Origin of the sequence: Streptomyces sp. NPDC048383 (assembly GCF_040651775.1) — a bacterium.
GTDB lineage: Bacteria > Actinomycetota > Actinomycetes > Streptomycetales > Streptomycetaceae > Streptomyces.
On record NZ_JBEZKS010000020.1, the window covers coordinates 1 to 24,070 of the forward strand.

Here is a 24,070-nt window from a genome sequence, read left to right on the forward strand (position 1 = left end):
CGGTGTCGGGGTGGCCCCCCCGCGGGCCCGTCGGTGGGGGGCCGGGGGGGGGGGCGTGGGGGTGGCAGCCGGGGCCGGGGCGGTCGTGCTGGTCGCGCCCCACACCGGCGTCCGGGGGCCGTTCGTAGCCCCCGGACGCGTTTGTGTGAGCGTACGAACGGTGTCGGTCGGGGCTCCGTGTGACCCTGGCCACCAAGATAGGGGCGTAACGCTCCGCGACGTCACGCGATGACGTAAGAGGTGATGGCCGACGGAGGGAAGACAGCAGCCCTTGGGATGCTGTGCAGCTCCCCGGCCCCTGCCCGCGCCCCCGGCCCATCCCCAGTCGGTGTCGTCGGCTCCGGTCCAGCACCAGGCCGGGGTCGGAAGCCGTTTCCATCGTTCCGAGAGGTTGTTCGTGTCGGCCAGCACATCCCGTACGCTCCCGTCGGAGATCGCCGATTCCGAGTCTGTGATGGCGCTCATCGAGCGAGGCAAGGCCGAGGGGCAGATCGCCGGCGATGACGTGCGTCGGGCCTTCGAGGCTGACCAGATTCCTGCGACCCAGTGGAAGAATGTCCTGCGCAGCCTCAACCAGATCCTTGAGGAAGAGGGTGTGACGCTGATGGTCAGTGCCGCGGAGTCGCCCAAGCGCACCACCCGCAAGAGCGTCGCGGCCAAGAGCCCCGCCAAGCGGACGGCGACCAAGACCGTCGCGTCGACGGCGACGGCAGCCCGCACCGTGACCGACGAGACCGGTCCGGCCGAGCCCGGGGCGATGGACGCCGCCGCCGACGCGGTCACCGCGGAGCCCGAAAACGAACCCGTGGCGAAGAAGGCCGCGGCCAAGAAGACCACCGTCAAGAAGGCCGCACCCGCGAAGAAGACCGCTGCCAAGAAGACGGCGGCGAAGAAGACCGCGGCCAAGAAGGACTCCGACGAGGCCGACGGGGAGACCCCGGAGGACGGCCCCGACGCCGCGAAGGGTGAGGCGGACGAGGAGGAGGAGAGCGGGGAGAACAAGGGCTTCGTCATCTCCGACGACGAGGACGACGCCCCCGCCCAGCAGGTCGTCGTCGCCGGCGCCACCGCGGACCCCGTCAAGGACTACCTCAAGCAGATCGGCAAGGTCCCGCTCCTCAACGCCGAGCAGGAGGTCGAGCTCGCCAAGCGCATCGAGGCAGGCCTCTTCGCCGAGGACAAGTTGGCGAACTCCGACAAGCTCGCGCCCAAGCTCAAGCGCGAGCTGGAGATCATCGCCGAGGACGGCCGTCGGGCCAAGAACCACCTGCTGGAGGCCAACCTCCGCCTCGTGGTCTCCCTGGCCAAGCGCTACACCGGCCGCGGCATGCTCTTCCTGGACCTGATCCAGGAGGGCAACCTGGGTCTGATCCGCGCCGTCGAGAAGTTCGACTACACCAAGGGCTACAAGTTCTCCACGTACGCCACGTGGTGGATCAGGCAGGCGATCACCCGCGCCATGGCCGACCAGGCCCGCACCATCCGCATTCCGGTGCACATGGTCGAAGTGATCAACAAGCTCGCCCGCGTGCAGCGCCAGATGCTCCAGGACCTGGGCCGCGAGCCCACCCCGGAGGAGCTGGCCAAGGAACTCGACATGACCCCCGAGAAGGTCATCGAGGTCCAGAAGTACGGCCGCGAGCCGATCTCCCTGCACACCCCGCTCGGTGAGGACGGTGACAGCGAGTTCGGCGACCTGATCGAGGACTCCGAGGCGGTCGTGCCGGCCGACGCCGTGAGCTTCACGCTCCTGCAGGAGCAGTTGCACTCGGTCCTGGACACGCTGAGCGAGCGCGAGGCGGGCGTGGTCTCCATGCGCTTCGGCCTCACCGACGGCCAGCCCAAGACCCTCGACGAGATCGGCAAGGTCTACGGGGTCACCCGCGAGCGCATCCGACAGATCGAGTCCAAGACCATGTCGAAGCTGCGGCACCCTTCCCGCTCGCAGGTGCTGCGCGACTACCTGGACTGATCAGTCGCGGCCGACCTGGGGACCGGCCGCGACGGACCGGTCCCGACGGGGCGTACGCGGGAGGCCGCGCGGGTGCGCACGGCCACCGGGCACACCACTCTGGGTGGAGTCATACACACTCGGAGTCAGGAGGCCTCATGCGTCGTCCCTTTGCCCGTGCCCTGGCGGGCGCGCTGACGCTGGTGACGGGAGCGGCCGCCGCGCCGCTCACTCAGGCCCCCCGCGCGGCCGCGGACAGCGTGGTGATAGGCGGTAAGCCCGTGACCTCGGGCGACAACCCCTGGGTGGTGGCCCTCGCCAGTCGTGACCGGTTCGGGGGTACCCGTGACGGGCAGTTCTGCGGGGGTGTCGTCGTCGCCCCGACCACGGTGGTGACGGCCGCCCACTGCCTGGGCAGCCAGGTGCTGGGCGGGCCGGTGGCATCCGTCGCCGATTTCCGGGTGATCACCGGGCGGACGGAGCTGCGGGCTGCCGACGGCCGGGAGATCGCGGTGCGCGCGGCCCGGGTCAACCCGGCTTACGACCCGGCGAGCAACGCCGGCGACCTGGCCGTCCTGGAGCTGGCCGAGGCGGTGCCCGCCGACCACGTGCTCCCCATGGCCGGCGCGGGCGACCACGCCTACGACCCCGGCACCGAGGCGACCGTCTACGGCTGGGGCGACACGAGCGGATTCGGCGACTACGCCTACGGGCTGCGGGCGGCGCCGGTCACGGTGCTGGACGACGACACCTGCCGACGGGCCTACCCGGGGGACCGGGACGGGCAGTACCGACCCGACTCCATGGTGTGCGCGGGCCATCCCGACGGCGGCAAGGACGCCTGCCAGGGGGACAGCGGCGGGCCGCTGGTTGCCCGCGGGCGCCTCATCGGGTTGGTGTCCTGGGGGCGCGGCTGCGGGCGCGCCGACAGCCCCGGCGTCTACACCAGGGTCGCCCCGTTGATGGAGTTCGTGAACGGCCCGCAGGGGAGCGCGCGGCCCGACGCGGTGTGAGCACACCTCGTGGGCGCCGGGAGAGCCTCCAGGCGCCTCTCACGCCCCCGCTGGGGGCGTGTGGGTCGAGGCGGGTGGGCCGGGGCGGTGAAGAACCCCCCGGGCATGAGGACGGGCGGCATCCCTGGGTCTCAGAGATGCCGCCCGTCGACCGGCCTGGGCCGGTCCATGCTCGTCGGATGCGAGGCGCAGGCTAAGTGTCAGCGGTCCTCGGTGTCGGCGGCAGCGGCCACCGGAGCGGACGTAAGCCGCTCGGTCTCATCCTGTATTTCCGCGGCGATCTTCTTGAGTTCCGGCTCGAACTTACGCCCGTGGTGGGCGCAGAAGAGCAGTTCACCACCGCTCAGCAGGACGACGCGCAGATATGCCTGGGCGCCGCAGCGGTCGCATCGGTCAGCGGCCGTCAGCGGGGTCGCGGGTGTCAGAACAGTAGTCACGTCGCCTCTTCTCTAGCTCGACGAGCTGTCGTACCAGGGTCAACATCCAACCAGGCCGAAAACGTTCCCGCTCGCGGCTTTTCCTCGAAACTTCCTTCCGAAGCTGGCCGGCTGTTGCCGGTTGGCGGCGAAGGAGCCGTATTGCGTTGCTTTACGGTTTCGCGTTGTCAGTCGTTCGCTTGTAGCAGTTCGTGTCCTCCCCGGCGTGAGCGCCGGTTGTGCATGAGGACGTGCCCGAACACTAAATGGTTCATGCCTGGAAGGGAACGTGATGTTTGCTTCACCCTCGCGGGGGATCGAACACCCGTGCGGATCTGCACTAGGCTGAGGAACGCGAGAGGGTGGCGTTGCATCGGCTCTACCAGGCCTCGGTACCCTCGGACCGGCACTTGTGCCACCCTTGCGCCCGACCGGGCCAGAAAAGAAATTCAGCGAGGAGCGAACTGCGTGACCGCCGACACGTCCGTGCCTTCCAGCGCGCTGCTGTCCGGAGCAGACCGGGACGGTTCCAACTACACCGCGCGGCACCTGCTCGTCCTCGAAGGCCTTGAGGCCGTTCGCAAGCGCCCCGGCATGTATATCGGCTCCACCGACAGCCGAGGCCTGATGCACTGCCTCTGGGAGATCATCGACAATTCCGTCGACGAGGCCCTGGGCGGGTACTGCGACCACATCGAGGTGATCCTCCACGAGGACGGCTCGGTCGAGGTCCGGGACAACGGCCGCGGCATCCCCGTCGACGTGGAGCCCAAGACCGGCCTCTCCGGGGTCGAGGTCGTCATGACCAAGCTGCACGCCGGCGGCAAGTTCGGCGGCGGGTCGTACGCGGCCTCCGGCGGCCTGCACGGCGTCGGCGCCTCCGTCGTCAACGCCCTGTCGGCCCGCCTCGACGTCGAGGTCGACCGGAGCAGCTCGACGCACGCGATCAGCTTCCGTCGCGGCGTCCCGGGCCTGTTCACCGAGCAGGGCCCCGACGGCCCCTTCGACCCCGACCACGCCCTGCGCAAGGTCAAGCGGATCGCCAAGGGCAAGACCGGGACCCGGGTTCGCTACTGGGCCGACCGGCAGATCTTCCTCAAGGACGCCCGGCTCAACCTGGAGACGCTCTACCAGCGCGCCCGCCAGACCGCCTTCCTCGTACCCGGCCTGACCCTCGTCGTACGTGACGAGCGCGCCCTCGAAGGCGCCGGCAAGACCGAGGAGATCTTCCGCTTCGACGGGGGGATCAGCGAGTTCTGCGAGTACCTGGCCCAGGACAAGGCCGTCTGCGACGTGCTGCGCCTCACCGGCACGGGCACCTTCAAGGAGACCGTCCCGGTCCTCGACGACCGCGGGCACATGACGCCGACCGAGGTCACCCGCGAGCTGGGCGTCGACATCGCCCTGCGTTGGGGCACGGGCTACGAGACCAACGTCAAGTCCTTCGTCAACATCATCGCGACCCCCAAGGGCGGCACCCACGTCTCGGGCTTCGAGCGCTCGGTCGCCAAGACCGTGAACGAGGTCCTGCGCTCGGCGAAGCTGCTGCGCGTGGCCGAGGACGACGTGGTCAAGGACGACGCGATGGAGGGCATGACGGCCGTCGTCACCGTCCGCCTCGCCGAGCCGCAGTTCGAGGGCCAGACCAAGGAGGTGCTCGGCACCTCGGCGGCCACCCGGATCGTCGCCGCCGTCGTCGCCAAGGAGCTCAAGGCCTTCCTGACCTCGACCAAGCGCGACGACAAGCAGCAGGCCCGCTCCGTGATGGAGAAGATCGTCGCGGCCGCCCGGACCCGGATCGCGGCCCGTCAGCACAAGGAGGCGCAGCGCCGCAAGACCGCGCTGGAGTCCTCCTCGCTGCCGGCCAAGCTGGCCGACTGCCGCAGTGACGACGTGGACCGCAGCGAGCTGTTCATCGTCGAGGGCGACTCGGCCCTCGGTACGGCCAAGCTCGCACGGAACTCGGAGTTCCAGGCGCTGCTGCCGATTCGCGGCAAGATCCTCAACGTCCAGAAGTCGTCGGTCTCGGACATGCTCAAGAACGCCGAGTGCGGCGCGATCATCCAGGTCATAGGAGCCGGCTCGGGTCGTACCTTCGACCTCGACGCCGCCCGCTACGGCAAGATCGTCCTGCTCGTCGACGCCGATGTGGACGGCGCGCACATCCGCTGCCTGCTGCTCACGCTCTTCCAGCGGTACATGCGGCCGATGGTCGAGGCGGGCCGGGTCTTCGCGGCCGTACCGCCGCTGCACCGGATCGAGCTCGTCCAGCCGAAGCGCGGCCAGGACAAGTACGTCTACACGTACTCGGACAACGAGCTGCGCCAGACCCTGCTGGAGTACCAGCGCAAGAACATCCGGTACAAGGACGCCATCCAGCGCTACAAGGGCCTCGGTGAGATGGACGCCGACCAGCTCGCGGAGACCACCATGGATCCCCGCTTCCGTACGCTGCGCCGGATCAACATCGGTGACCTGGACGGCGCCGAGCAGGTATTCGACCTGCTTATGGGCAACGAGGTGGCTCCGCGCAAGGAGTTCATCACCAGCTCGGCGGCGACCCTGGACCGTTCGCGCATCGACGCCTGACCGGGCGGACACCCTCCGGCGCCACGGCACACCGGTGCTCTTCACTCCATCACCTGAAGGAGTGAAGAGCACCGGGACACCAGTCCGGAAACGATTCATTCCGCACATCCTTGTGGGCACGCGGCCAATGCGGCGGCGGACAAGGAGAGTTCGGTGGACAAGCACGATGGTCGCGATGCCGGAACGATCCGGCTGGACGACCCCTGGTACGACGCGCTGGCCGTGGGCTGGGGCGAGGTTGAGGAAACGGTCCCGCCGCACCAGGCCCCCGGGGATCGCCCCGCACCCGGCGCGTCCGACATCTACTTGGAAGTGCAGCGCAGCGCCGCCTTCCAGGAGGTCCGCAGCCGCTACCGGAGGTTCGTCATCCCGGCGACCATCGGCTTCTTCCTCTGGTACGTCGCCTACGTGATCGCGGCCACGGCGGCGCCCGGCCTGATGGCCCGGCCGGTCGTGGGCGCGGTCAACGTGGCCCTGCTGGCGGGGCTCGGCCAGTTCCTCACCACTTTCCTGCTGACCTGGGCCTACGCCCGGCACGCGCGACTGCGTCGGGACCGGGCCGCGCTCGATCTGCGGTGGACGGTCTTCGAGCAGGAGCGCGACCAGGAGCGGAACCGGGCCCGGGGGGAGGGCAGGTGACGACCGAACACCAGACCCTGGCGCTGATCCTCTTCAGCCTCTTCATCGCCGTCACCCTGGGCATCACCACCTGGGTCAGCCGCAACCGGCACGGCTCCGCCGAGGAGTTCTACGCGGGCGGGCGGTTGTTCTCCCCCCTGGAGAACGGTTTCGCCATCGCCGGCGACTACATGTCCGCCGCGTCCTTCCTGGGGATCTCCGGGCTGATCGCCCTCTTCGGCTACGACGGCCTGCTGTACTCGGTCGGCTTCCTGGTCGCCTGGCTCGTGGTCCTCTTCCTGGTCGCCGAACTGGTCCGCAACTGCGGACGCTTCACCCTCGCCGACGTCGTCGCGGCCCGGATGGCCGAGCGACCGGTACGGATCGCCGCCGGGACCTCCTCGGTGGTCGTCTCGGTGCTCTACCTGATCGCCCAGATGGTCGGCGCGGGCAGCCTGGTCGGGCTGCTGCTCGGGGATTCCGGGCCCGGGGCCAGGACCCTGACCGTGATCGGGGTCGGCGCGCTGATGGTGGTCTACGTGACCTTCGGAGGCATGCGGGCCACCACCTGGATCCAGATCGTGAAGGCCGTGCTGCTGATGGGCGGGGCCGTGACGCTGACCGTCCTCGTCCTCCTGCGCTTCCACGGCGACTTCAACCAGCTGCTCACGACCGCCGCCGACCGCAGCGGTCACGGGAGCCGCTTCCTCAGCCCCGGCCTCAAGTACGGCGCCGACTGGACCTCCCGCTTCGACTTCATGAGCCTGGGCCTCGCCCTGGTGCTCGGGACGGCGGGCCTGCCGCACATCCTGTCGCGCTTCTACACCGTCCCCACCGCGCGCGCCGCCCGCCGGTCGGTGGTGTGGGCGATCGGCCTGATCGGCGGCTTCTACCTGATGACCATCGTGCTCGGCTTCGGCGCGGCCGCCCTCGTGGGGCCCGACGCGGTGCGCGCGTCGAACGCCTCGGGGAACACGGCCGTGCCGCTGCTGGCCGCCTTCCTCGGCGGGGGCGCCGGGTCCACGGGAGGCGCGGTCCTGTTCGCCTTCGTCGCCGCCATCGCCTTCGCCACCATCCTCGCCGTGGTCGCCGGGATCACCCTGGCCTCGTCGGCCTCCGTCGCGCACGACCTGTACGCCTCCCTCAAGCGCCGGCACGCCCGGCAGCGCAGCGAGGTGACGGTGGCGCGGCTGGCGGCGGTCGGGATCGGCGCGGTGGCGATCGGCCTGGGCCTGCTCGCCCAAGACCTGAACGTGGCCTTCCTGGTGGGGCTCGCCTTCGCGGTGGCGGCCTCGGCGAACCTGCCGGTGCTGCTGTACTCGCTCTTCTGGCGCGGGTTCACCACGCGGGGGGCCGTCTGGTCGGTGTACGGGGGCCTGATTCCCTCGGTGTTGCTGGTGGCGCTGTCACCGGTGGTCTCGGGGAGTCCCGAGTCCCTCTTCCCCGGGGTGGACTTCCAGTACTTCCCGCTGCAGAACCCGGGGATCGTCTCGATCCCGCTGGGCTTCCTGGCGGGCTGGCTGGGCACGGTGACCTCCGGTGAGGAGCCGGACGAGCGCAAGCACGCGCAGACCGAGGTCCGCTCCCTGACGGGGGCCGGGGCGGTGTAGCCGGCCGGTCGGTGGGGTTCGCGACCATGTTCAGCCTCCGCCGGGCGGCTGCCAGGAGTAGCGGTGTTCCGGGCGGCCCGTCTCGCCGTAGCGCAGGGCGAGGGTGACCCGGCCGGCGCGGTCGAGGAGCTTCAGGTAGCGCTGGGCGGTCTGGCGGCTGATGCCGGCCCGGTCGGCGACCTGTTGGGTGGACAGGGGGCCTTCGGCGGTCCGCAGGACCCGGCGGACCAGCTCCGCCGTGGTGGGGGAGTGGCCCTTGGGCAGTTCGTTGGGGGTTCCGGCCGCGGCGAGCGCGCCGAAGATCCGGTCCACCTCGGCCTGTTCGGCTTCTCCGCCGCCGGCCAGGGAGCGGTGGAGGGTGGCGTAGGCCTCCAGCTTGCCGCGCAGGCCGGCGAAGGTGAACGGCTTGACCAGGTACTGGAGGGCGCCGAGGCGCATGGCCGCCCGGACGGTGGTGAGGTCGCGGGCCGCGGTGACCATGATGACGTCGGTGTGGTGGCCGAGCTGGCGCAGCCGACGGACCAGGTCGAGGCCGTTCTCGTCCGGTAGGTAGTGGTCGAGGAGGACCAGGTCCACCGGGTGGGCGGTGAGGAACTCCAGTGCCTCGGCGGCCGAATGAACCTGCGCGGCGACCCGGAACCCGGGAACCTTCGCCACGTAGGCCGCGTTGATCAGGGCAACACGTACGTCGTCATCGACGACCAGTACCTGCATCGGGGTCTCGTTCACCGCAGGGCCTCCGGGAGTACGACGGAGAACTCCGCCCCTCCGTCCGCGGTCTCACCGGCCCGCGCGCTGCCGCCCTGCCGCTCCGCGAGGCGGCGTACGAGGGCGAGGCCCAGTCCGCGCTCGCGGTGGGCCCGGGGTTGCTTCGTCGACCAGCCCTCGGTGAAGACCTCCTCGCGGTGCCCGGGGGGAACACCCGGGCCGCTGTCGCGCACCCGTAGGACGGCGCTGCGGCCGTCCGCGCGGATGTCGACCTCGACCAGGGGCGCGGCCGAGCCCGCCGCCGCGTCCAGGGCGTTGTCGACCAGGTTGCCGAGGATGGTGACGAGGCCGCCGGGATCCACGAGCCGGTCGGGGAGCAGGGCGGTCGGGGCGAGCCGCAGCGGGACGCCCCGCTCTGCGGCGACCGTCGCCTTGCCCACCAGCAGGGCTGCCAGCAGGGGGTCGTGGACCCGCTCGGTCACCTGCTCGGCCGTGGTGCGGTGCACGCCCACGACCTCGTTCACGAACTCGACGGCTTCCTCGTGCAGGCCCAGTTCCAGCAGCCCGAGCAGGGTGTGCAGCCGGTTGGCGTGTTCGTGGTCCTGGGCGCGCAGTGCGTCGATCAGACCCTTGGTGGAGTCGAGCTCGCGGCCCAGGTGCTCCAGTTCGGTGCGGTCGCGCAGGGTGGCGACGGCGCCACCGTCCGAGGTGGGCATGCGGTTGGCCACCAGGACGCGGGGGCCTTGGACGGCGAGCAGGTCGCGGCCGGTGACGCGGCCGGAGAGGACGTCGGTGGTGCGGCCCGCGCCGAGGACCTCGTCGAGGGGGAGGCCGGCGAGGGTGTGCACGGTGTCCGGGGTGAGGCCCAGCAGCCGGGCGGCCTCGTCGTTGACCAGCCGGATCCGTCCCTTCCCGTCGAGGGCGATGACGCCCTCCCGGATGGAGTGCAGCATCGCCTCGCGCTCCGCGAGGAGGCCCGCGATGTCGGAGAAGGCGAGGTCCCTGGTCTGCCGGTGGATCCTGCGGGACAGCAGGTAGGCGGCGAGCGCGCCGGCGGCCAGGGCGCCGCCGGCGTAGGCGAGCAGCCCGGGGATGGTGGCGACCAGGCGGTCGCGGACGTTGTCGTAGGCGATGCCGACCGACACCGCTCCGACGATCTCCCCGTCGGCGGCGACGAGCGGGACCTTGCCCCGGGCGGAGCGCCCCAGCGTGCCCTCGTCGATCTCCATCACCTCACGGCCGGCGAGGGCGTCGCCCGGGTCGGTGGACACGGGGAGCCCGATCCGGTCCGGGCTCGGGTGGGAGCGTCGGATGCCGTGCAGGTCGAGGACGACCACGTACTCGGCTCCGGTCGCCCGGCGGATCCGTTCGGCGGCGGCCTGGACCGGGGTGTCGGCCGCCGGGCCCGTGCCGAGGAGGTCGGTGGCCAGTGACGGGTCCGCCGCCGCGCTCTGCGCGATGGCCAGGGCGCGGCGCATGGCCTGGTCGTCCAGCTGGGCGCTCAGCGGTGCCAGGAACAGACCGGTGGCCAGCGCGAGGACCCCGGCCGCGAGGGCCAGCTGGGTGAGCAGGATCTGGGAGGCGGCCCGTCTGGGCAGCCCGAGGCGCCGAGCGCTGGTGGGGAGGAACCGCATGCCTAGCACCGTAGGTCGGCTTCGGCCTCAGCGGAATTCTCTCGTCCACGCAAATGGCTTGCGTTATTTACACCCAGCTTGCGCAAGTGATGCGGGCGTGAAAGTGCGGTCAGAGGTGTGGACGATTGAGCAGGGCTCTGCAATTCTCGCACGGCAGTACGCAAAATCCTGTCTCACCCGCTTCCGAGAGTTCATGTCGAGGGACGAGGACCTATGAGAAGGCACACCTGGAGGTGGCGGGCGCTGGCCGCCGTCCTCAGTACGGCTCTGTTGATCATGGGCTGGCCCGCCCTGACCGCCGCGGCCGCGGGCGGTCCGGGCATCGCGGCGGGCAGGCCCGCCACGGCGAGCAGCAGCAACGGCGTCCACGGCGCCGCCAACGCCACCGACGGCGACCCCGCCACCTACTGGGAGAGCGCGGGCGGAACGTTTCCGCAGTGGGTGCAGACCGATCTCGGCGCCACCGCCCGCGTCGACCAGGTGGTACTGAAGCTGCCGACGTCCTGGGAGAGCCGTACCCAGACCCTGGCCATCCAGGGCAGCGGCGACGGCGTCGCCTTCAACACCCTGGTCGCGTCGGCCGCGTACGTCTTCGGCCCCGGCAACGGGAACACCGTGACCGTCACCTTCCCCGCCACGCAGACCCGGTACGTACGGATCGCCGTCACCGCGAACACCGGCTGGCAGGCCGCCCAGCTCTCCGAGCTGGAGGTGCGCACCCCGGACGAGTCGTCGCTCGACCTGGCGCGCGGCAGGACCCTGACCGCGAGCAGCAGCACCCAGGCCTACCTGCCGGCCAACGCCAACGACGGAAACACCGCCAGCTACTGGGAGAGCGCGAATGGCGCGCTGCCCCAGTGGCTCCAGGTGGACCTCGGCTCCTCCGTACGCGTCGACCGGGTGGTGCTGCGGCTGCCCGGAACCTGGGGCGCCCGCACCCAGACCCTCAAGATCCAGGGCAGCGCCAACGGCGCCGACCACACGGACCTGACCGCCTCGAAGGGCTACCTGTTCAACGCCGCCGGCGGCAACTCCGTGACCATCGCCTTCGACGCGGCCACCACCCGGTACCTCCGCGTCTGGATCTCCGCCAACACCGAGCAACCCGGCGGCCAGCTCTCCGAACTGGAGGTCTACGGGCCAAGGACCGGCGACACCGCCGCGCCGACGGCCCCCACGGAGCTCGCGTACACCGAGCCGGCCACCGGCCGGATCAAGCTCACCTGGAAGGCGGCGACCGACGACACCGGCGTCACCGGCTACGACGTCTACGCCAACAACCAGCTGCGCACGAGCGTCGCCGGTGACGTCACCACCTACACCGACACGCAACCCACCGGGACCACGATCACCTACCACGTCCGCGCGAGGGACGCGGCCGGCAACCAGTCACCCCACAGCAACACCGTGACCCGGGCCGCCGACACCGGCGACACCCAGGCGCCGACCGCTCCGGGCGCCCTCACCCTGACCGAACAGGCGGCCGACCGGATCGGACTGTCCTGGCAGGCCTCCACCGACAACGTGGGGGTCACCGGCTACGAGGTCTACGCGAACAACGTGCTGCGCACGACGGTCGCGGGCAACACCACCTCCTGGACCGACACCCAGCCGGCCACCGCGACCGTGACCTACGTCGTCCGCGCCAAGGACGCGGCAGGCAACCGGTCCGGCGACAGCAACTCCGTCACCCGCAACGGCACCGGGGGCGGCGGCTCCAACCTGGCCGTCGGCAAACCGGTCGCCGGCTCCTCCGTGATCCACACCTTCGTCGCGGAGAACGCCACCGACAACAACACCGCCACGTACTGGGAGGGCGCCGCCGGGGCGTACCCGAGCACGCTGACGGTCAAGCTGGGCGCCAACGCGGATCTGCAGCGCCTCGTCCTCAAACTGAACCCGGACAGCGGTTGGGGCGCCCGCACCCAGAACATCCAGGTCCTCGGCCGGGAGCAGAGCGGCTCCGCCGTCACCGGGCTGGTCGCCGCGAAGGACTACGCCTTCGACCCGGCGTCCGGCAACACCGTCACCATCCCGCTGAGCGCCCGCGTCGCCGACGTCCAGCTGCGCTTCACCTCCAACACGGGTTCCTCCAACGGGCAGATCGCCGAGTTCCAGATCATCGGGGTGCCGGCGCCCAACCCGGACCTGGAGGTCACGGGGCTGAGCGCCGCGCCGGCCGTTCCCGTGGAGTCGGACCCGCTCACGCTCTCCGCCACCGTCAAGAACAGCGGTCCGGCTCCGGCCCCCGCCACCGCCCTGACCTTCACGCTCGGCGGCACGAAGGTGGGTACGGCCGCCGTACCGGCGCTTGCCGCCGGGGCGAGCGCCACCGTCAGCGCCGGGATCGGGGCGCGCGATGCGGGGACGTACCCCCTCGGCGCGGTCGTCGACGAGGCGAACACCGTGGTGGAGCAGAACGACAGCAACAACTCGTTCACCGGCTCCCCGCTGGTGGTCCGTGGGGTGGACAGCTCCGACCTGGTCGCCTCCGACGTGAGTTGGGCGCCGTCCGCTCCGTCCGAGGGCAAGCCGGTCGCCTTCGCCGTCACGGTCCGCAACCAGGGCACGATCGCCACGGCCGGCGGCCCGCACGCGGTCACGCTCACCCTCCAGGACGCGGCCGGCGCCACCGTCCGCACCCTGACGGGATCCTTCGACGGGCCCCTCGCCGCCGGCGCGGCCACGGCCCCGATCGCGCTCGGCAGCTGGCCGGCCGCGAACGGCAAGTACACGGTCAAGGTCGTCCTCGCGGACGACGCGGCCGAACTGCCGGTCAAGCGCGCCAACAACACCTCCACCAGGTCGTTCTTCGTCGGTCGGGGCGCGAACATGCCCTTCGACATGTACGAGGCGGAGGACGCGGTCGCCGGGAGCGGGGCGACGGTGGTCGGCCCCAACCGGACCATCGGTGACATCGCGGGCGAGGCCTCGGGCCGCAAGGCGGTCAGCCTCGACGCGACGGGCGAGTACGTCGAGTTCACCACTCGGGCCACCACGAACACCCTGGTCACCCGCTTCTCCATCCCGGACGCTCCGGGTGGCGGAGGCATCGACTCCACCATCAACGTCTACGTCGACGGGGTCTTCAAGAAGGCGCTGCCGCTGACCTCCAAGTACGCCTGGTTGTACGGGGCCGAGGCCTCGCCGGGCAACGCGCCGAGTGCCGGGGCGCCGCGCCACATCTACGACGAGGCGAACATCCTGCTCGGCGAGACGGTTCCCAAGGGCAGTCGGATCCGGCTGCAGAAGGACGCCGCCAACACCTCCACCTACGCCATCGACTTCGTCAGCCTGGAGCAGGCCACCGCCGACCCGAACCCGAACCCGCAGACGTACGCGGTGCCCGCCGGCTTCGGCCACCAGGACGTGCAGAACGCCCTGGACAAGGTACGGATGGACCCCACGGGCAAGCTGGTCGGCGTCTACCTGCCGCCCGGCGACTACCAGACGGCGAGCAAGTTCCAGGTGTACGGCAAGGCCGTGCAGGTGGTCGGCGCCGGACCGTGGTTCACCCGCTTCCACGCCCCGTCCACGCAGGACAACACCGACATCGGTTGGCGGGCCGACGCCACCGCGAAGGGCTCCTCCTTCTCGGGCTTCGCCTACTTCGGCAACTACACCTCGCGCATCGACGGGCCGGGCAAGGTCTTCGACTTCGCGGGCGTCTCCGACATCACCATCGACAACATCTGGAACGAACACATGGTGTGCCTGTACTGGGGCGCCAACACCGACCGGATCACCATCAAGAACTCGCGGATCCGCGACATGTTCGCCGACGGCATCAACATGACCAACGGCAGCACCGACAACCTCGTGACCAACAACGAGGCGCGGGCCACGGGCGACGACAGCTTCGCGTTGTTCTCCGCGATCGACGCGGGCGGCGCGGACATGAAGAACAACGTCTACGAGAACCTGACCACGATCCTGACCTGGCGCGCCGCCGGGGTGGCCGTCTACGGAGGCTTCAACAACACCTTCCGCAACATCCACATCGCCGACACCCTCGTCTATTCGGGCATCACCATCAGCTCGCTGGACTTCGGATACCCGATGAACGGGTTCGGGACGGAACCGACGACCTTCGAGAACATCTCCGTCATCCGGTCCGGCGGCCACTTCTGGGGCGGCCAGACCTTTCCCGGGATCTGGCTGTTCTCCGCCTCCAAGGTGTTCCAGGGCATCCGGATCAACAACGTGGACATCATCGATCCGACGTACAGCGGCATCATGTTCCAGACGCAGTACGTCGGCGGTCAGCCGGTCAACCCCATCAAGGACACCGTCCTGAGGGACATCACCATCACCGGGGCCAGGAAGAGCGGTGACGCCTTCGACGCCAAGTCCGGCTTCGGCCTCTGGGCGAACGAGATGCCCGAGGCGGGCCAGGGGCCGGCGGTCGGCTCCGTGACCCTCCACAACCTGCGGACCGGCGACAACGCCGTGGACATCCGGAACACGACCTCGACGTTCCGGATCGACCGGCTGCCGTAGCCGCGCGCACGGGCACGAAGGGTCGGCGCCGCTCGGGGAACTCCCGGGCGGCGTCCGGCCCTTTCCAGGGCCCGTGGCCGAGAGTCGGCCCTGTCGGGTCCGCCCGAACCCCAGCCAAACTGGCTGTAACCGAACTGCAAGGAATTTGCATCGCTTGCGCTACTCTTGCGTTCATGACGCGACGACTTGCTCAAGTGGCGAAGAAGGTGGGAGTCAGCGAGGCAACGGTCAGCCGGGTGCTCAACGGCAAGCCGGGCGTCTCGGAGGCGACCCGCCAATCCGTGCTCACCGCCCTCGACGTGCTCGGATACGAGCGCCCCACCCAGCTGCGCGGCGAACGCGCGCGCCTGGTCGGCCTCGTGCTGCCGGAGCTCCAGAACCCGATCTTCCCGGCCTTCGCCGAGGTCATCGGCGGCGCCCTCGCCCAACAGGGCCTCACCCCCGTGTTGTGCACGCAGACCACCGGCGGGGTTTCCGAGGCCGATTATGTGGAGCTCCTGCTCCAGCAGCAGGTCTCCGGGGTGGTGTTCGCCGGCGGGCTCTTCGCCCAGGCCGACGCCCCGCACGAGCACTATCGGTTGCTGTCGGAGCGCAAGGTTCCGGTGGTGCTGATCAACGCCTCCATAGAGGACCTCGGCTTCCCGTGCGTGGCCTGCGACGACGCCGTCGCGGTCGAGCAGGCCTGGCGTCACCTGGCCTCCCTGGGGCACGAGCGGATCGGCCTGGTGCTGGGCCCGCCCGACCACATCCCCTCCCTGCGCAAGCTGGTCGCGGCCCAGGCCGTCGCCGCGGCGGCCGGCTCCGAGCTGCCCACGGCGCACGTGGAGCGGACCTTGTTCTCCCTGGAGGGTGGTCACGCGGCCACTTCCCGCCTGCTCGACCGCGGGGTCACCGGCATCATCTGCGCGAGCGACCCGCTGGCCCTGGGAGCCGTACGGGCGGCCCGGCGCCGCGGCCTGAGCGTCCCAGGCGAGGTTTCCGTGGTGGGGTACGACGACTCCGCGTTCATGAACTGCACCGAGCCCCCGCTGACCACCGTCCGCCAGCCCATCGAGGCCATGGGGCGGGCCGCGGTCGAACTGCTCACCGCGCAGATCCAGGGCGCCGCCGTGCAGCCGGGGGAGTTGCTGTTCGAGCCGGAGCTGGTGGTTCGCGGCTCCACGGCCAAGGCGCCGCGCGCGTAGCACGCATCGACCCGCCCTTCGGGCGCCCGGCTTCCTCGGGCTTCGGGGCTCCGGAACGTCAGTCGACGTTCCGGAGCCCTTTTTGTGTCCCCAGCACAACAGTCCTCTGCCAATGTCTTGCGGAGGCTGCGCGAGATATTGCGTTCATCTGTCGGTGGTGGTTGAGTGTGCCGCGCTCGCCCCCACGCCTCCTGTCCGAAGCTCGAAGGGGACCACCGATGAGAACCAACGTCCGCCGCAACGTCGCCGCCGCCCTCGTCTCCGCGCTCGCCGTGACCGCCCTCGCGGCCTGCGGTACGAGCAGCAGCGGCGACGACCCGAAGGAGCAGCCGAGCGGCGGTTCCACCGACGCCTCCGCCCCGCTCGACCCGAAGACCAAGGTCACCCTCTCCATCGACTGCATGCCGCCGGCGGCCAAGGCGGCGGAGTTGAAGGAGTGGAAGGAGGACGTGGCGGAGTTCAACAAGACCTACCCGAACGTCACGATCGACGGCCGTTCCACCCCCGGACAGTGCCTGGAGCCCCCGCGCTTCACGGCGATGCTCAAGGCCAAGTCCCAACCGGACGTCTTCTACACCTACTTCACCGACCTCCAGCAGGTGCTGGACAACGACGGGGCCGAGGACATCTCGGCGTACGTGACCCCCGCCTCGGTGCCCGCCCTGGGCGACATCGACAAGAACGTGCTCGACGTCCTCCGCAAGGACGGCAAGCTGTACGGGCTGCCCACCAGCAACTACACGATGGGTCTGCTGATCAACCGCAAGCTGTTCCGGGACGCGGGCCTCGACCCCGACTCCCCGCCCCGGAGCTGGAACGAGGTCCGGGCCGCGGCGAAGAAGATCGCCGCGCTCGGCAACGGCACCGCGGGCTTCGGCGAGTACAGCGTGGAGAACACCGGCGGCTGGCACTACACGGCCACCATGTACGGACTGGGCGGCGACATCGTCGGCGCCGACGGCAAGGCCGCCTTCAACAACGCCACCGGCCGGCAGATCGTCGACAACCTGCGCGCCATGCGCTGGGACGACGACAGCATGGGCCGCACCCAACTGCTCAAGTGGGGCGACCTGCAGAAGCAGATGGCCTCGGACAAGCTCGGCATGTTCCTCGCCGCGCCCGACGACATCACGTACATGGTCCAGCAGTTGGGTGCGAAGTACGAGAACTTCGGCATGGGCCCGATCCCCGGTGGCGCGTCCACCCTGGCCGGCGGCAACGGCTACGTGATCAAGAAGGGCAGCTCGCCCGACAAGGTCAAGGCGGCCGTGGCCTGGCTGAACTTCAAGACCCTCGCCGTCGGCAAGGGGCAGTTCCGCTACGACCGCAGCAAGGCGGACGGCCTGCCCGTCGGTCTCCCGCAGCCCGCCTTCTTCACCGGCGCGAGCAGGACCGAGGACGACCGGCTGAAGGCGGCGAGCGCCACCATGCCGGTCGCGAACTTCAAGAGCTTCCTGGACAACCCGGTCCCCGGAAAGGCCGAGCCGCCGAAGGCCCAGGAGGTCTACAAGGTGCTCGACAAGGTGATGTCCGGAGTGCTCACCAACAAGGACGCCGACCCCGCGCAACTCCTCGGCGATGCCGAGAAGGCCGTCAACCAGGTACTGGGGAACCAGTAAGGGCCGCGGGTGGGCCCGGATGGCGGCGCGGCCGCCGGCCCCGGTCCCACCCGCCCCTCGGACCCGAAGCGACGACCAGCAAGGAGCGAGCGGCGATGCCGGTCCCCACCCTCCCCCGAGCCTCCCGCCCGGAGTTCGTCCGGGCCCTCAAGCGCAACCTCACGGCCCACGGCTTCCTGATCGGCGCCGTCCTGTGCTTCGCCTTCTTCTCCTGGTACCCGATGGTGCGGGAGTTCCTGCTGGCCTTCCAGAAGACGGAAGGCGGAACCACCCGCTGGGTGGGCTGGGACAATTTCGCGTACGTCTTCGGGGACCCGAGCTTCTGGCAGGCCTGGCGCAACACCCTGCTCTTCACGGGACTCGCCCTGGTGCTCGGCTTCGCGGTCCCCTTCGTGATCGCGCTCGTGCTCAACGAGCTGCGCCACGCGCGTGGTTACCTGAGGCTGCTCGTCTACCTGCCGGTGATGATGCCGCCGGTGGCCTCGGTCCTGCTGTTCAAGTACTTCTACGACCCCGGGTACGGCCTGTTCAACCGGGCTTTGGAGTTCCTGCACCTGCCTCCGCAGGACTGGCTGCAGTCCACCGACACCGCGATGCTGTCCGTGGTCATCGCCTCGACCTGGATGAACATGGGCGGCGCGACCCTGATCTACCTGGCCGCCCTCCAGGGCATCCCCGGCGAGCTGTACGAGGCCGCGGAGCTCGACGGGGCGGGCCTGTCGCGCAAGATCTGGCACGTCATGATCCCGCAGACCAAGCTGATCCTCTCGCTGATGCTGCTGATGCAGGTCATCGCAACGATGCAGGTATTCGTCGAACCGTTCCTGCTGACCGGCGGCGCCGGCCCCGAAGGCTCGACCACCACCGTCGTCGTCCTCATCTACCAGTACGCCTTCAACTTCAACCAGTACGGCGGCGCCGCGGCCATGGGCCTGTGCCTGCTGGTGCTCCTCGCGGGCTTCTCCGCCCTGTACGTCCGCCTCAGCCGCGACAACGAGAGCTGACCGGGAGCCTTCGGTGGACCGCCGACCGCCGACCGCCGACCGCCGACCGCCGACCGCCGACCGCCGACCGCCGACCGCCGACCGCCGACCGCCGACCGCCGACCGTCGAGTATCGCCCGCCGAGCACCGACCGCCGACCACGAGCGCCGACAAGGAGTCCTTCCCGTGGCAGAGCGCACCCTGATATCGCCCGTCCGCCTCGGCCGCGCCCGGGGCAGGATCCTCTACTGGACCGTCCTCGCGCTGGTCGTCGCCGGCTTCACCCTCGTCTTCCTCGGACCCCTCTACTGGATGGTCGCCAACGGCCTCAAGAGCACCGAGGAGTTCGCACTGGTCCCGCCGACCCTGGTCCCGGACTCCCTGCACACCGCGAACTACACGGCCGCCTGGAAGGTCATGGACCTCGCGAAGCTGCTGTTCAACACCCTCTACTACGCCTTCGGCGCGCTCGCCTTCCAGCTCGTCCTGGACGTGGCCGCCGCCTACTCGCTGTCCAGGCTGCGCCCGGTCTTCGGCAAGGCCGTGCTCGGCATGATGCTCGCGACGCTGATGATCCCGGCGACCGTCCTGGTCGTCCCCCAGTACCTGACCGTCCTGGACATGCCGATCATCGAGCGGAACCTGATCAACACGCCCTGGGTGATCTGGCTGCCGGCCGTCACCAACGCCTTCTCCATCTTCCTGCTGAAGCGGTTCTTCGACTCCATCCCGAAGGAGATCCTCGACGCCGCCGCCATCGACGGCGCGAGCGCCCTGCGCATCCTGCGCTCGGTGGTCCTGCCGATGTCCCGGCCGGTCCTCGGCGTCGTCTCGATCTTCGCGATCGTCGGCGTCTGGAAGGACTTCCTCTGGCCGATGCTCACCCTCCCCGACCCCGCCCTGCAAACGCTCAACGTCGGCATCTACTCGCTGGCCAGCGGCGTTCCCGAGAACCACCTCATCGCCGCCCTCGCGATGGCCTCCGCGCCGACCCTCGTCATCTTCCTGATCTTCCAGCGCAACATCATGAGCGGCCTGACGGCCGGCTCCCTCAAGGGCTGACCGACCGTTCCGGGACCACCGCCGAGCCGCCCGGTTGCCCGCACCCGCCGTGAAAGGACCCTGACGTGGCCGACCTCCCCCTGCCCGACAGCGACGCCGACTGGTGGCGCTCCGCGGCCATCTACCAGGTGTACGTACGCAGCTTCGCCGACGGCGACGGGGACGGCACCGGCGACCTCGCGGGCGTCCGGGCCCGCCTGCCGTACCTCTGCGAACTGGGGGTGGACGCCCTGTGGTTCACGCCCTGGTACCTGTCCCCGCTCGCCGACGGCGGCTACGACGTCGCCGACTACCGCACCATCGACCCCGCCTTCGGCACCCTCGCCGAAGCGGAGAAGCTCATCGCCGAAGCCCGCGCGCTGGGCATCCGTACGATCATCGACATCGTCCCGAACCACGTGTCCGACCGGCACGCCTGGTTCCGCGCCGCCCTCGACGCCGGCCCCGGCAGCCCCGAGCGGGAGCTCTTCCACTTCCGCCCCGGCCGCGGCGAGCACGGCGAACTGCCGCCGGGCGACTGGCCCTCGCAGTTCAACGGCGCCGCCACCTGGACCCGCGTACCGGACGGCGAGTGGTACCTGCACCTGTTCACCCCACAACAGCCCGACCTCAACTGGGACCACCCCGAGGTACGGCGGGAGCACGAGGAGGTGCTCCGCTTCTGGTTCGAGCGGGGCGTCGCCGGCGTACGGATCGACTCCGCTGCCCTGCTGGCGAAGGACCCGGCCCTGCCCGACCTGGCCGGCAGGCCCGCCGGGCCCTGGACCGGGGAGCCCCACCCCTTCATCGACCGCGACGACCTCCACGCCATCTACCGCTCCTGGCGGGAGATCGCCGACGCGTACGGAGCCGTCTTCGTCGGCGAGGTCTGGCTGCCCGACTCCGAGCGCTTCGCCCGCTACCTGCGCCCCGACGAACTGCACACCGCCTTCAACTTCTCCTTCCTCAGCTGCCCGTGGGACGCCGAGCGGCTGCGCACCTCCATCGAGGAGACCCTCGCCGAACACGCCCCCGTCGGGGCCCCGGCCACCTGGGTGCTGTGCAACCACGACGTCACCCGGACCGTCACCCGCTACGGCCGCGCCGACACGGGCTTCGACTTCGCCACGAAGGCGTTCGGCATCCCGTCCGACCCGGCGCTCGGCACCCGACGGGCACGCGCCGCCGCCCTGCTGACCCTCGCCCTGCCCGGCTCCGTGTACCTGTACCAGGGCGAGGAACTGGGCCTGCCCGAGGCCGACGTCCCGCTCGACCGCATCCAGGACCCCATGCACTTCCGCTCCGGCGGCACCGACCCCGGCCGCGACGGCTGCCGGGTGCCGCTGCCCTGGAGCGCCGAGCCCTGGCAGGAGCCCTGGCTGCCGCAGCCCGCGCACTGGGCGACGTACGCCGCCGACCGGCAGGACGGCGATCCGGAGTCGATGCTCACCCTCTACCGCACCGCCCTGCGGCTGCGCCGGGACGCGGCCGGGTTCGGTGGCGGCGGCCTGCGCTGGCTGCCCGCCCCGCCCGGAGTGCTGGCCTTCGCCCGCCCCGACGGCCTGCTCTGCGTGGTCAACCTCTCCCGCGACCCGGTGCCCCTCCCGGCCCGTACGAGACTCCTGCTGAGCAGCGCCGCCCTCGACGCCGAGGGGCTGCTCCCGCAGGACACGGGGGTCTGGCTGCGGACCTGACGCCGCAGCCGGACCGCCCCCGGCCGGTGGTCCCGCCCGTCACGGCAGCGGCTGCGGCGGGCGGGGTCCCTGGTACTGCCCGCTCAGCCGCATCCGCAGCGGCCGTTCCTGGTACTCCTCCAAGGCGTGCGCGATCCAACCCGCCGTCCGGGCCACCGCGAACACCGTCTCCCCGGCTTCGGCGCGCATCCCGCAGGACACCGTCAGCACCGCCAGCGCGAGGTCCACGTTCGCGTGCAGCCCGTGCCGGGCCATCACCGCCGTCACGTCCCGCGCCGCGGCGAGCGCCGGCGCCGCCTGCGGCAGGTCCGCCAACCGCCCGAACAGGGCTCCGGCCCGCGGGTCCTCGCCGCGGTACAGCCGGTGGCCGAGCCCGGGCACCGGGCGTCCCGCCCGCAGGTACTCCGCCACCACCGGCGCCGCGCCGCCCCGTTCCAGCACCTCCACCAGCATCCGGTGGGCGAGCCGGCCGGCGGCGCCGTGCAGCGGTCCCTCCAGTGCGCCGAGTCCGGCCGAGACGGCCGCGTACGGATGGGCCCGGGCCGACGCCGCCACCCGTACGGCCAGCGTCGAGGCGGCCAGGTCGTGGTCGGTCAGCAGCCCGAGGGCCAGGTCCAGCACCTCCAGCGCCCGCGGCTCCGGGTCCGCCGCGGTCAGCCGGGACCACAGCTCCCGGGCGACCGGTGCGCCGTCCCCGGCGGGCGCGCCCAGCTCGGGCAGGGCGCCGGCCAGCGTCGGGACCAGGGAGCGCGCGGAGCCCAGTACGGCCTCCTCGGACAGGTCGAAGCGCAACGGGTCCGTCACCGCGGCGGCGGCCACCGCCACCCGCAGCCGGTCGACGGGGCCGCTGTGCTCGGGAAGCGCGGCCACCGCCCGGCGGGCCGCGGCGAGCGCCTCCGGGGGAGCGGTGAAGCGGGCGCCGGGCCGCGGTCCGCCCGTCCAGAGCCACTCGGCGACCTCCTCGTACGGATACCGGGAGGCCAACTCGACGGCGTCCACGCCCCGGAACCAGTACCGGTCGTCGTTGATCAGGGTGAGCGAGGTGCGTACGGAGAGCTCCCCGGCCGGAGCCGCCGCCTCGCGCCGGCTGCGCAGGGCCAGGGCCTCCACCTCGCCCGCGTCGAAGGTGCTGCCGCGCCCGACCGGGTCGCGGCGGCTGGTGAGCTGGCCGCGGCTGACGTACGCGTACACGGTCGCCGGCTTCACGCCGAGCGCGCGGGCGGCCTCCTGGGTGGTGAGGCGGCGCGCGGTGTTGGCAGCGGGCTCATCGTTCATGACACACAGCCTATACAGATTGATGCGATCAACATTGACAAGGATTGATTCAAGGGTGGATGGTCGATCCATGAACACCACCGTCGCAGTACCCCGCGGCCTCGCCGGAGTCGTCGTCACCGAAACCCGACTCGGCGACGTCCGCGGCCAGGAGGGCTTCTACCACTACCGCGAGTACTCGGCCGTCGAGCTCGCCGCCGGCCGCACCTTCGAGGACGTGTGGCACCTGATGTTCCACGGCACGCTGCCCGCCGACGCCGCCGAACGCGCCGCCTTCACCGCGCGCGTCGCCCCGCTGCGCCGGCTGCCCGTCGCCGTCCGCGACGCCCTGCCCGGCCTCGCCCGCGCCACCGCCGCCTCGGGACCCCTCGCCGGACTGCGCACCGCGCTCTCGCTGCTCGGCGCCTCGGCCGGCTTCCGGCCCGTCTTCGACCTCGACGCCGACCGCCGCGCCGCCGACGCCCTCGCCGCCTGCGCCGCCGTACCCACCCTGCTCACCGCCCTGCACCGACTCGGCCGGGGCCTGGAACCGGTGGATCCGCGCGACGACCTCCCGTACGCGGCCAACTACCTCTGGATGCTGACCGGGCGGGAACCGGACCCCGTGCGCACCCGCGCCGTCGAGCGCTACCTGATCTCCACCGTCGACCACGGCTTCAACGCCTCCACCTTCACCGCCCGCGTGATCGCCTCCACCGGGGCCGACGTCGCCGCCTGCCTGACCGGTGCGATCGGAGCGCTGTCCGGACCGCTGCACGGCGGCGCCCCCAGCCGCGCCCTGGACACCCTCGACGCCATCGGCACCGTCGACCGCATCCGGCCCTGGATCCGGGAACGGGTCCTCGCCGGGGACCGGATCATGGGCTTCGGACACCCCGTCTACCGCACCGAGGACCCGCGCTCACGGATGCTGCGCGAGATCGCCCAGCAGTTCGGCGGGCCGCTGGTGGACTTCGCCGTCGAGGTCGAACGACAGGTGGAGGAGATCCTCGCCGAGCTCAAGCCCGGCCGCGAACTGCACACCAACGTGGAGTTCTACGCGGGGGTCGTCATGGAACTGTGCGGACTGCCCCGGGAGATGTTCACCCCGACCTTCTGCGCCGCGCGCGTGGTCGGGTGGAGCGCGAACGTCCTCGAACAGGCCGCCGACTCGAAGATCATCCGCCCGGCCGCCCGCTACATCGGCCCCACCCCGCCCCGGCCCGTGCCGCTGCTCGGCTGACCGGTCCCGCTGA

Annotated in this window: 16 protein-coding genes; 12 read left to right on the forward strand and 4 right to left on the reverse strand. The window is 70.9% G+C overall.

What is annotated here, in order from left to right; translation table 11 throughout:
• Positions 1-397: 397 nt before the first annotated feature.
• Both AB0D46_RS16245 and AB0D46_RS16250 read left to right on the forward strand, forming a co-directional pair.
• Complete coding sequence (locus tag AB0D46_RS16245; protein WP_362877967.1) at positions 398-1,972, forward strand: RNA polymerase sigma factor; 1,575 nt, start codon at positions 398-400, stop codon at positions 1,970-1,972.
• 137 nt (positions 1,973-2,109) lie between these two features.
• The gene (locus AB0D46_RS16250; RefSeq protein ID WP_362877968.1) at positions 2,110-2,964 is read left to right on the forward strand and encodes a serine protease; all 855 of its coding nucleotides are present in this window, start codon (positions 2,110-2,112) and stop codon (positions 2,962-2,964) included.
• 200 nt (positions 2,965-3,164) lie between these two features.
• On the opposite strand, the gene AB0D46_RS16255 is transcribed toward AB0D46_RS16250, so the two are convergent.
• A complete protein-coding gene (locus AB0D46_RS16255) occupies positions 3,165-3,401 on the reverse strand; it encodes a hypothetical protein (RefSeq protein WP_362877969.1) in 237 nt (78 codons plus the stop codon).
• A gap of 447 nt (positions 3,402-3,848) precedes the next feature.
• Between AB0D46_RS16255 and AB0D46_RS16260 the strand changes: the two genes are divergently transcribed.
• The 3 genes from AB0D46_RS16260 (at position 3,849) to AB0D46_RS16270 (ending at position 8,197) form a co-directional block, all read left to right on the forward strand.
• Complete coding sequence (locus AB0D46_RS16260) at positions 3,849-5,969, forward strand: DNA topoisomerase IV subunit B (protein ID WP_362877970.1); 2,121 nt, start codon at positions 3,849-3,851, stop codon at positions 5,967-5,969.
• A gap of 153 nt (positions 5,970-6,122) precedes the next feature.
• Entirely contained in the window at positions 6,123-6,608 is a 486-nt protein-coding gene (locus AB0D46_RS16265) for a DUF485 domain-containing protein (protein ID WP_362877971.1), read from the forward strand.
• On the forward strand, positions 6,605-8,197 hold the full coding sequence (locus tag AB0D46_RS16270; RefSeq protein ID WP_362877972.1) for a cation acetate symporter: 1,593 nt from the start codon (positions 6,605-6,607) through the stop codon (positions 8,195-8,197). The genes AB0D46_RS16265 and AB0D46_RS16270 overlap by 4 nt, the downstream gene beginning before the upstream one ends.
• Positions 8,198-8,227: 30 nt before the next feature.
• Here the strand turns inward: AB0D46_RS16270 and AB0D46_RS16275 are convergent, their stop codons facing one another.
• The gene (locus AB0D46_RS16275) at positions 8,228-8,911 is read right to left on the reverse strand and encodes a response regulator (protein WP_362878060.1); all 684 of its coding nucleotides are present in this window, start codon (positions 8,909-8,911) and stop codon (positions 8,228-8,230) included.
• A gap of 11 nt (positions 8,912-8,922) precedes the next feature.
• Entirely contained in the window at positions 8,923-10,539 is a 1,617-nt protein-coding gene (locus AB0D46_RS16280; protein WP_362877973.1) for an ATP-binding protein, read from the reverse strand.
• A 213-nt stretch (positions 10,540-10,752) separates the two neighbouring features.
• Here AB0D46_RS16280 and AB0D46_RS16285 point away from each other — a divergent pair, with 213 nt between their 5' ends.
• The 6 genes from AB0D46_RS16285 (at position 10,753) to AB0D46_RS16310 (ending at position 21,560) form a co-directional block, all read left to right on the forward strand.
• Positions 10,753-15,039, forward strand: coding sequence for a discoidin domain-containing protein (locus AB0D46_RS16285; RefSeq protein ID WP_362877974.1), 4,287 nt, complete (start codon positions 10,753-10,755; stop codon positions 15,037-15,039).
• Between the two features lie 173 nt (positions 15,040-15,212).
• Positions 15,213-16,223, forward strand: coding sequence for a LacI family DNA-binding transcriptional regulator (locus AB0D46_RS16290; RefSeq protein ID WP_362877975.1), 1,011 nt, complete (start codon positions 15,213-15,215; stop codon positions 16,221-16,223).
• Between the two features lie 218 nt (positions 16,224-16,441).
• A complete protein-coding gene (locus AB0D46_RS16295) occupies positions 16,442-17,842 on the forward strand; it encodes an extracellular solute-binding protein (protein ID WP_362877976.1) in 1,401 nt (466 codons plus the stop codon).
• 95 nt (positions 17,843-17,937) lie between these two features.
• The gene (locus AB0D46_RS16300; protein ID WP_362877977.1) at positions 17,938-18,846 is read left to right on the forward strand and encodes a sugar ABC transporter permease; all 909 of its coding nucleotides are present in this window, start codon (positions 17,938-17,940) and stop codon (positions 18,844-18,846) included.
• Between the two features lie 165 nt (positions 18,847-19,011).
• Positions 19,012-19,887: a carbohydrate ABC transporter permease gene (locus AB0D46_RS16305; protein ID WP_362877978.1), complete on the forward strand. Its 876-nt coding sequence runs from the start codon at positions 19,012-19,014 to the stop codon at positions 19,885-19,887.
• A gap of 65 nt (positions 19,888-19,952) precedes the next feature.
• Entirely contained in the window at positions 19,953-21,560 is a 1,608-nt protein-coding gene (locus AB0D46_RS16310) for a glycoside hydrolase family 13 protein (RefSeq protein ID WP_362877979.1), read from the forward strand.
• 39 nt (positions 21,561-21,599) lie between these two features.
• Here AB0D46_RS16310 and AB0D46_RS16315 read toward each other — a convergent pair whose 3' ends face one another.
• Positions 21,600-22,835 (reverse strand): citrate synthase, encoded by a 1,236-nt coding sequence (locus tag AB0D46_RS16315; RefSeq protein ID WP_362877980.1) that lies wholly within the window; start codon positions 22,833-22,835, stop codon positions 21,600-21,602.
• 70 nt (positions 22,836-22,905) lie between these two features.
• Here AB0D46_RS16315 and AB0D46_RS16320 point away from each other — a divergent pair, with 70 nt between their 5' ends.
• The gene (locus AB0D46_RS16320) at positions 22,906-24,057 is read left to right on the forward strand and encodes a citrate synthase/methylcitrate synthase (protein ID WP_362877981.1); all 1,152 of its coding nucleotides are present in this window, start codon (positions 22,906-22,908) and stop codon (positions 24,055-24,057) included.
• Positions 24,058-24,070 lie beyond the last annotated feature (13 nt).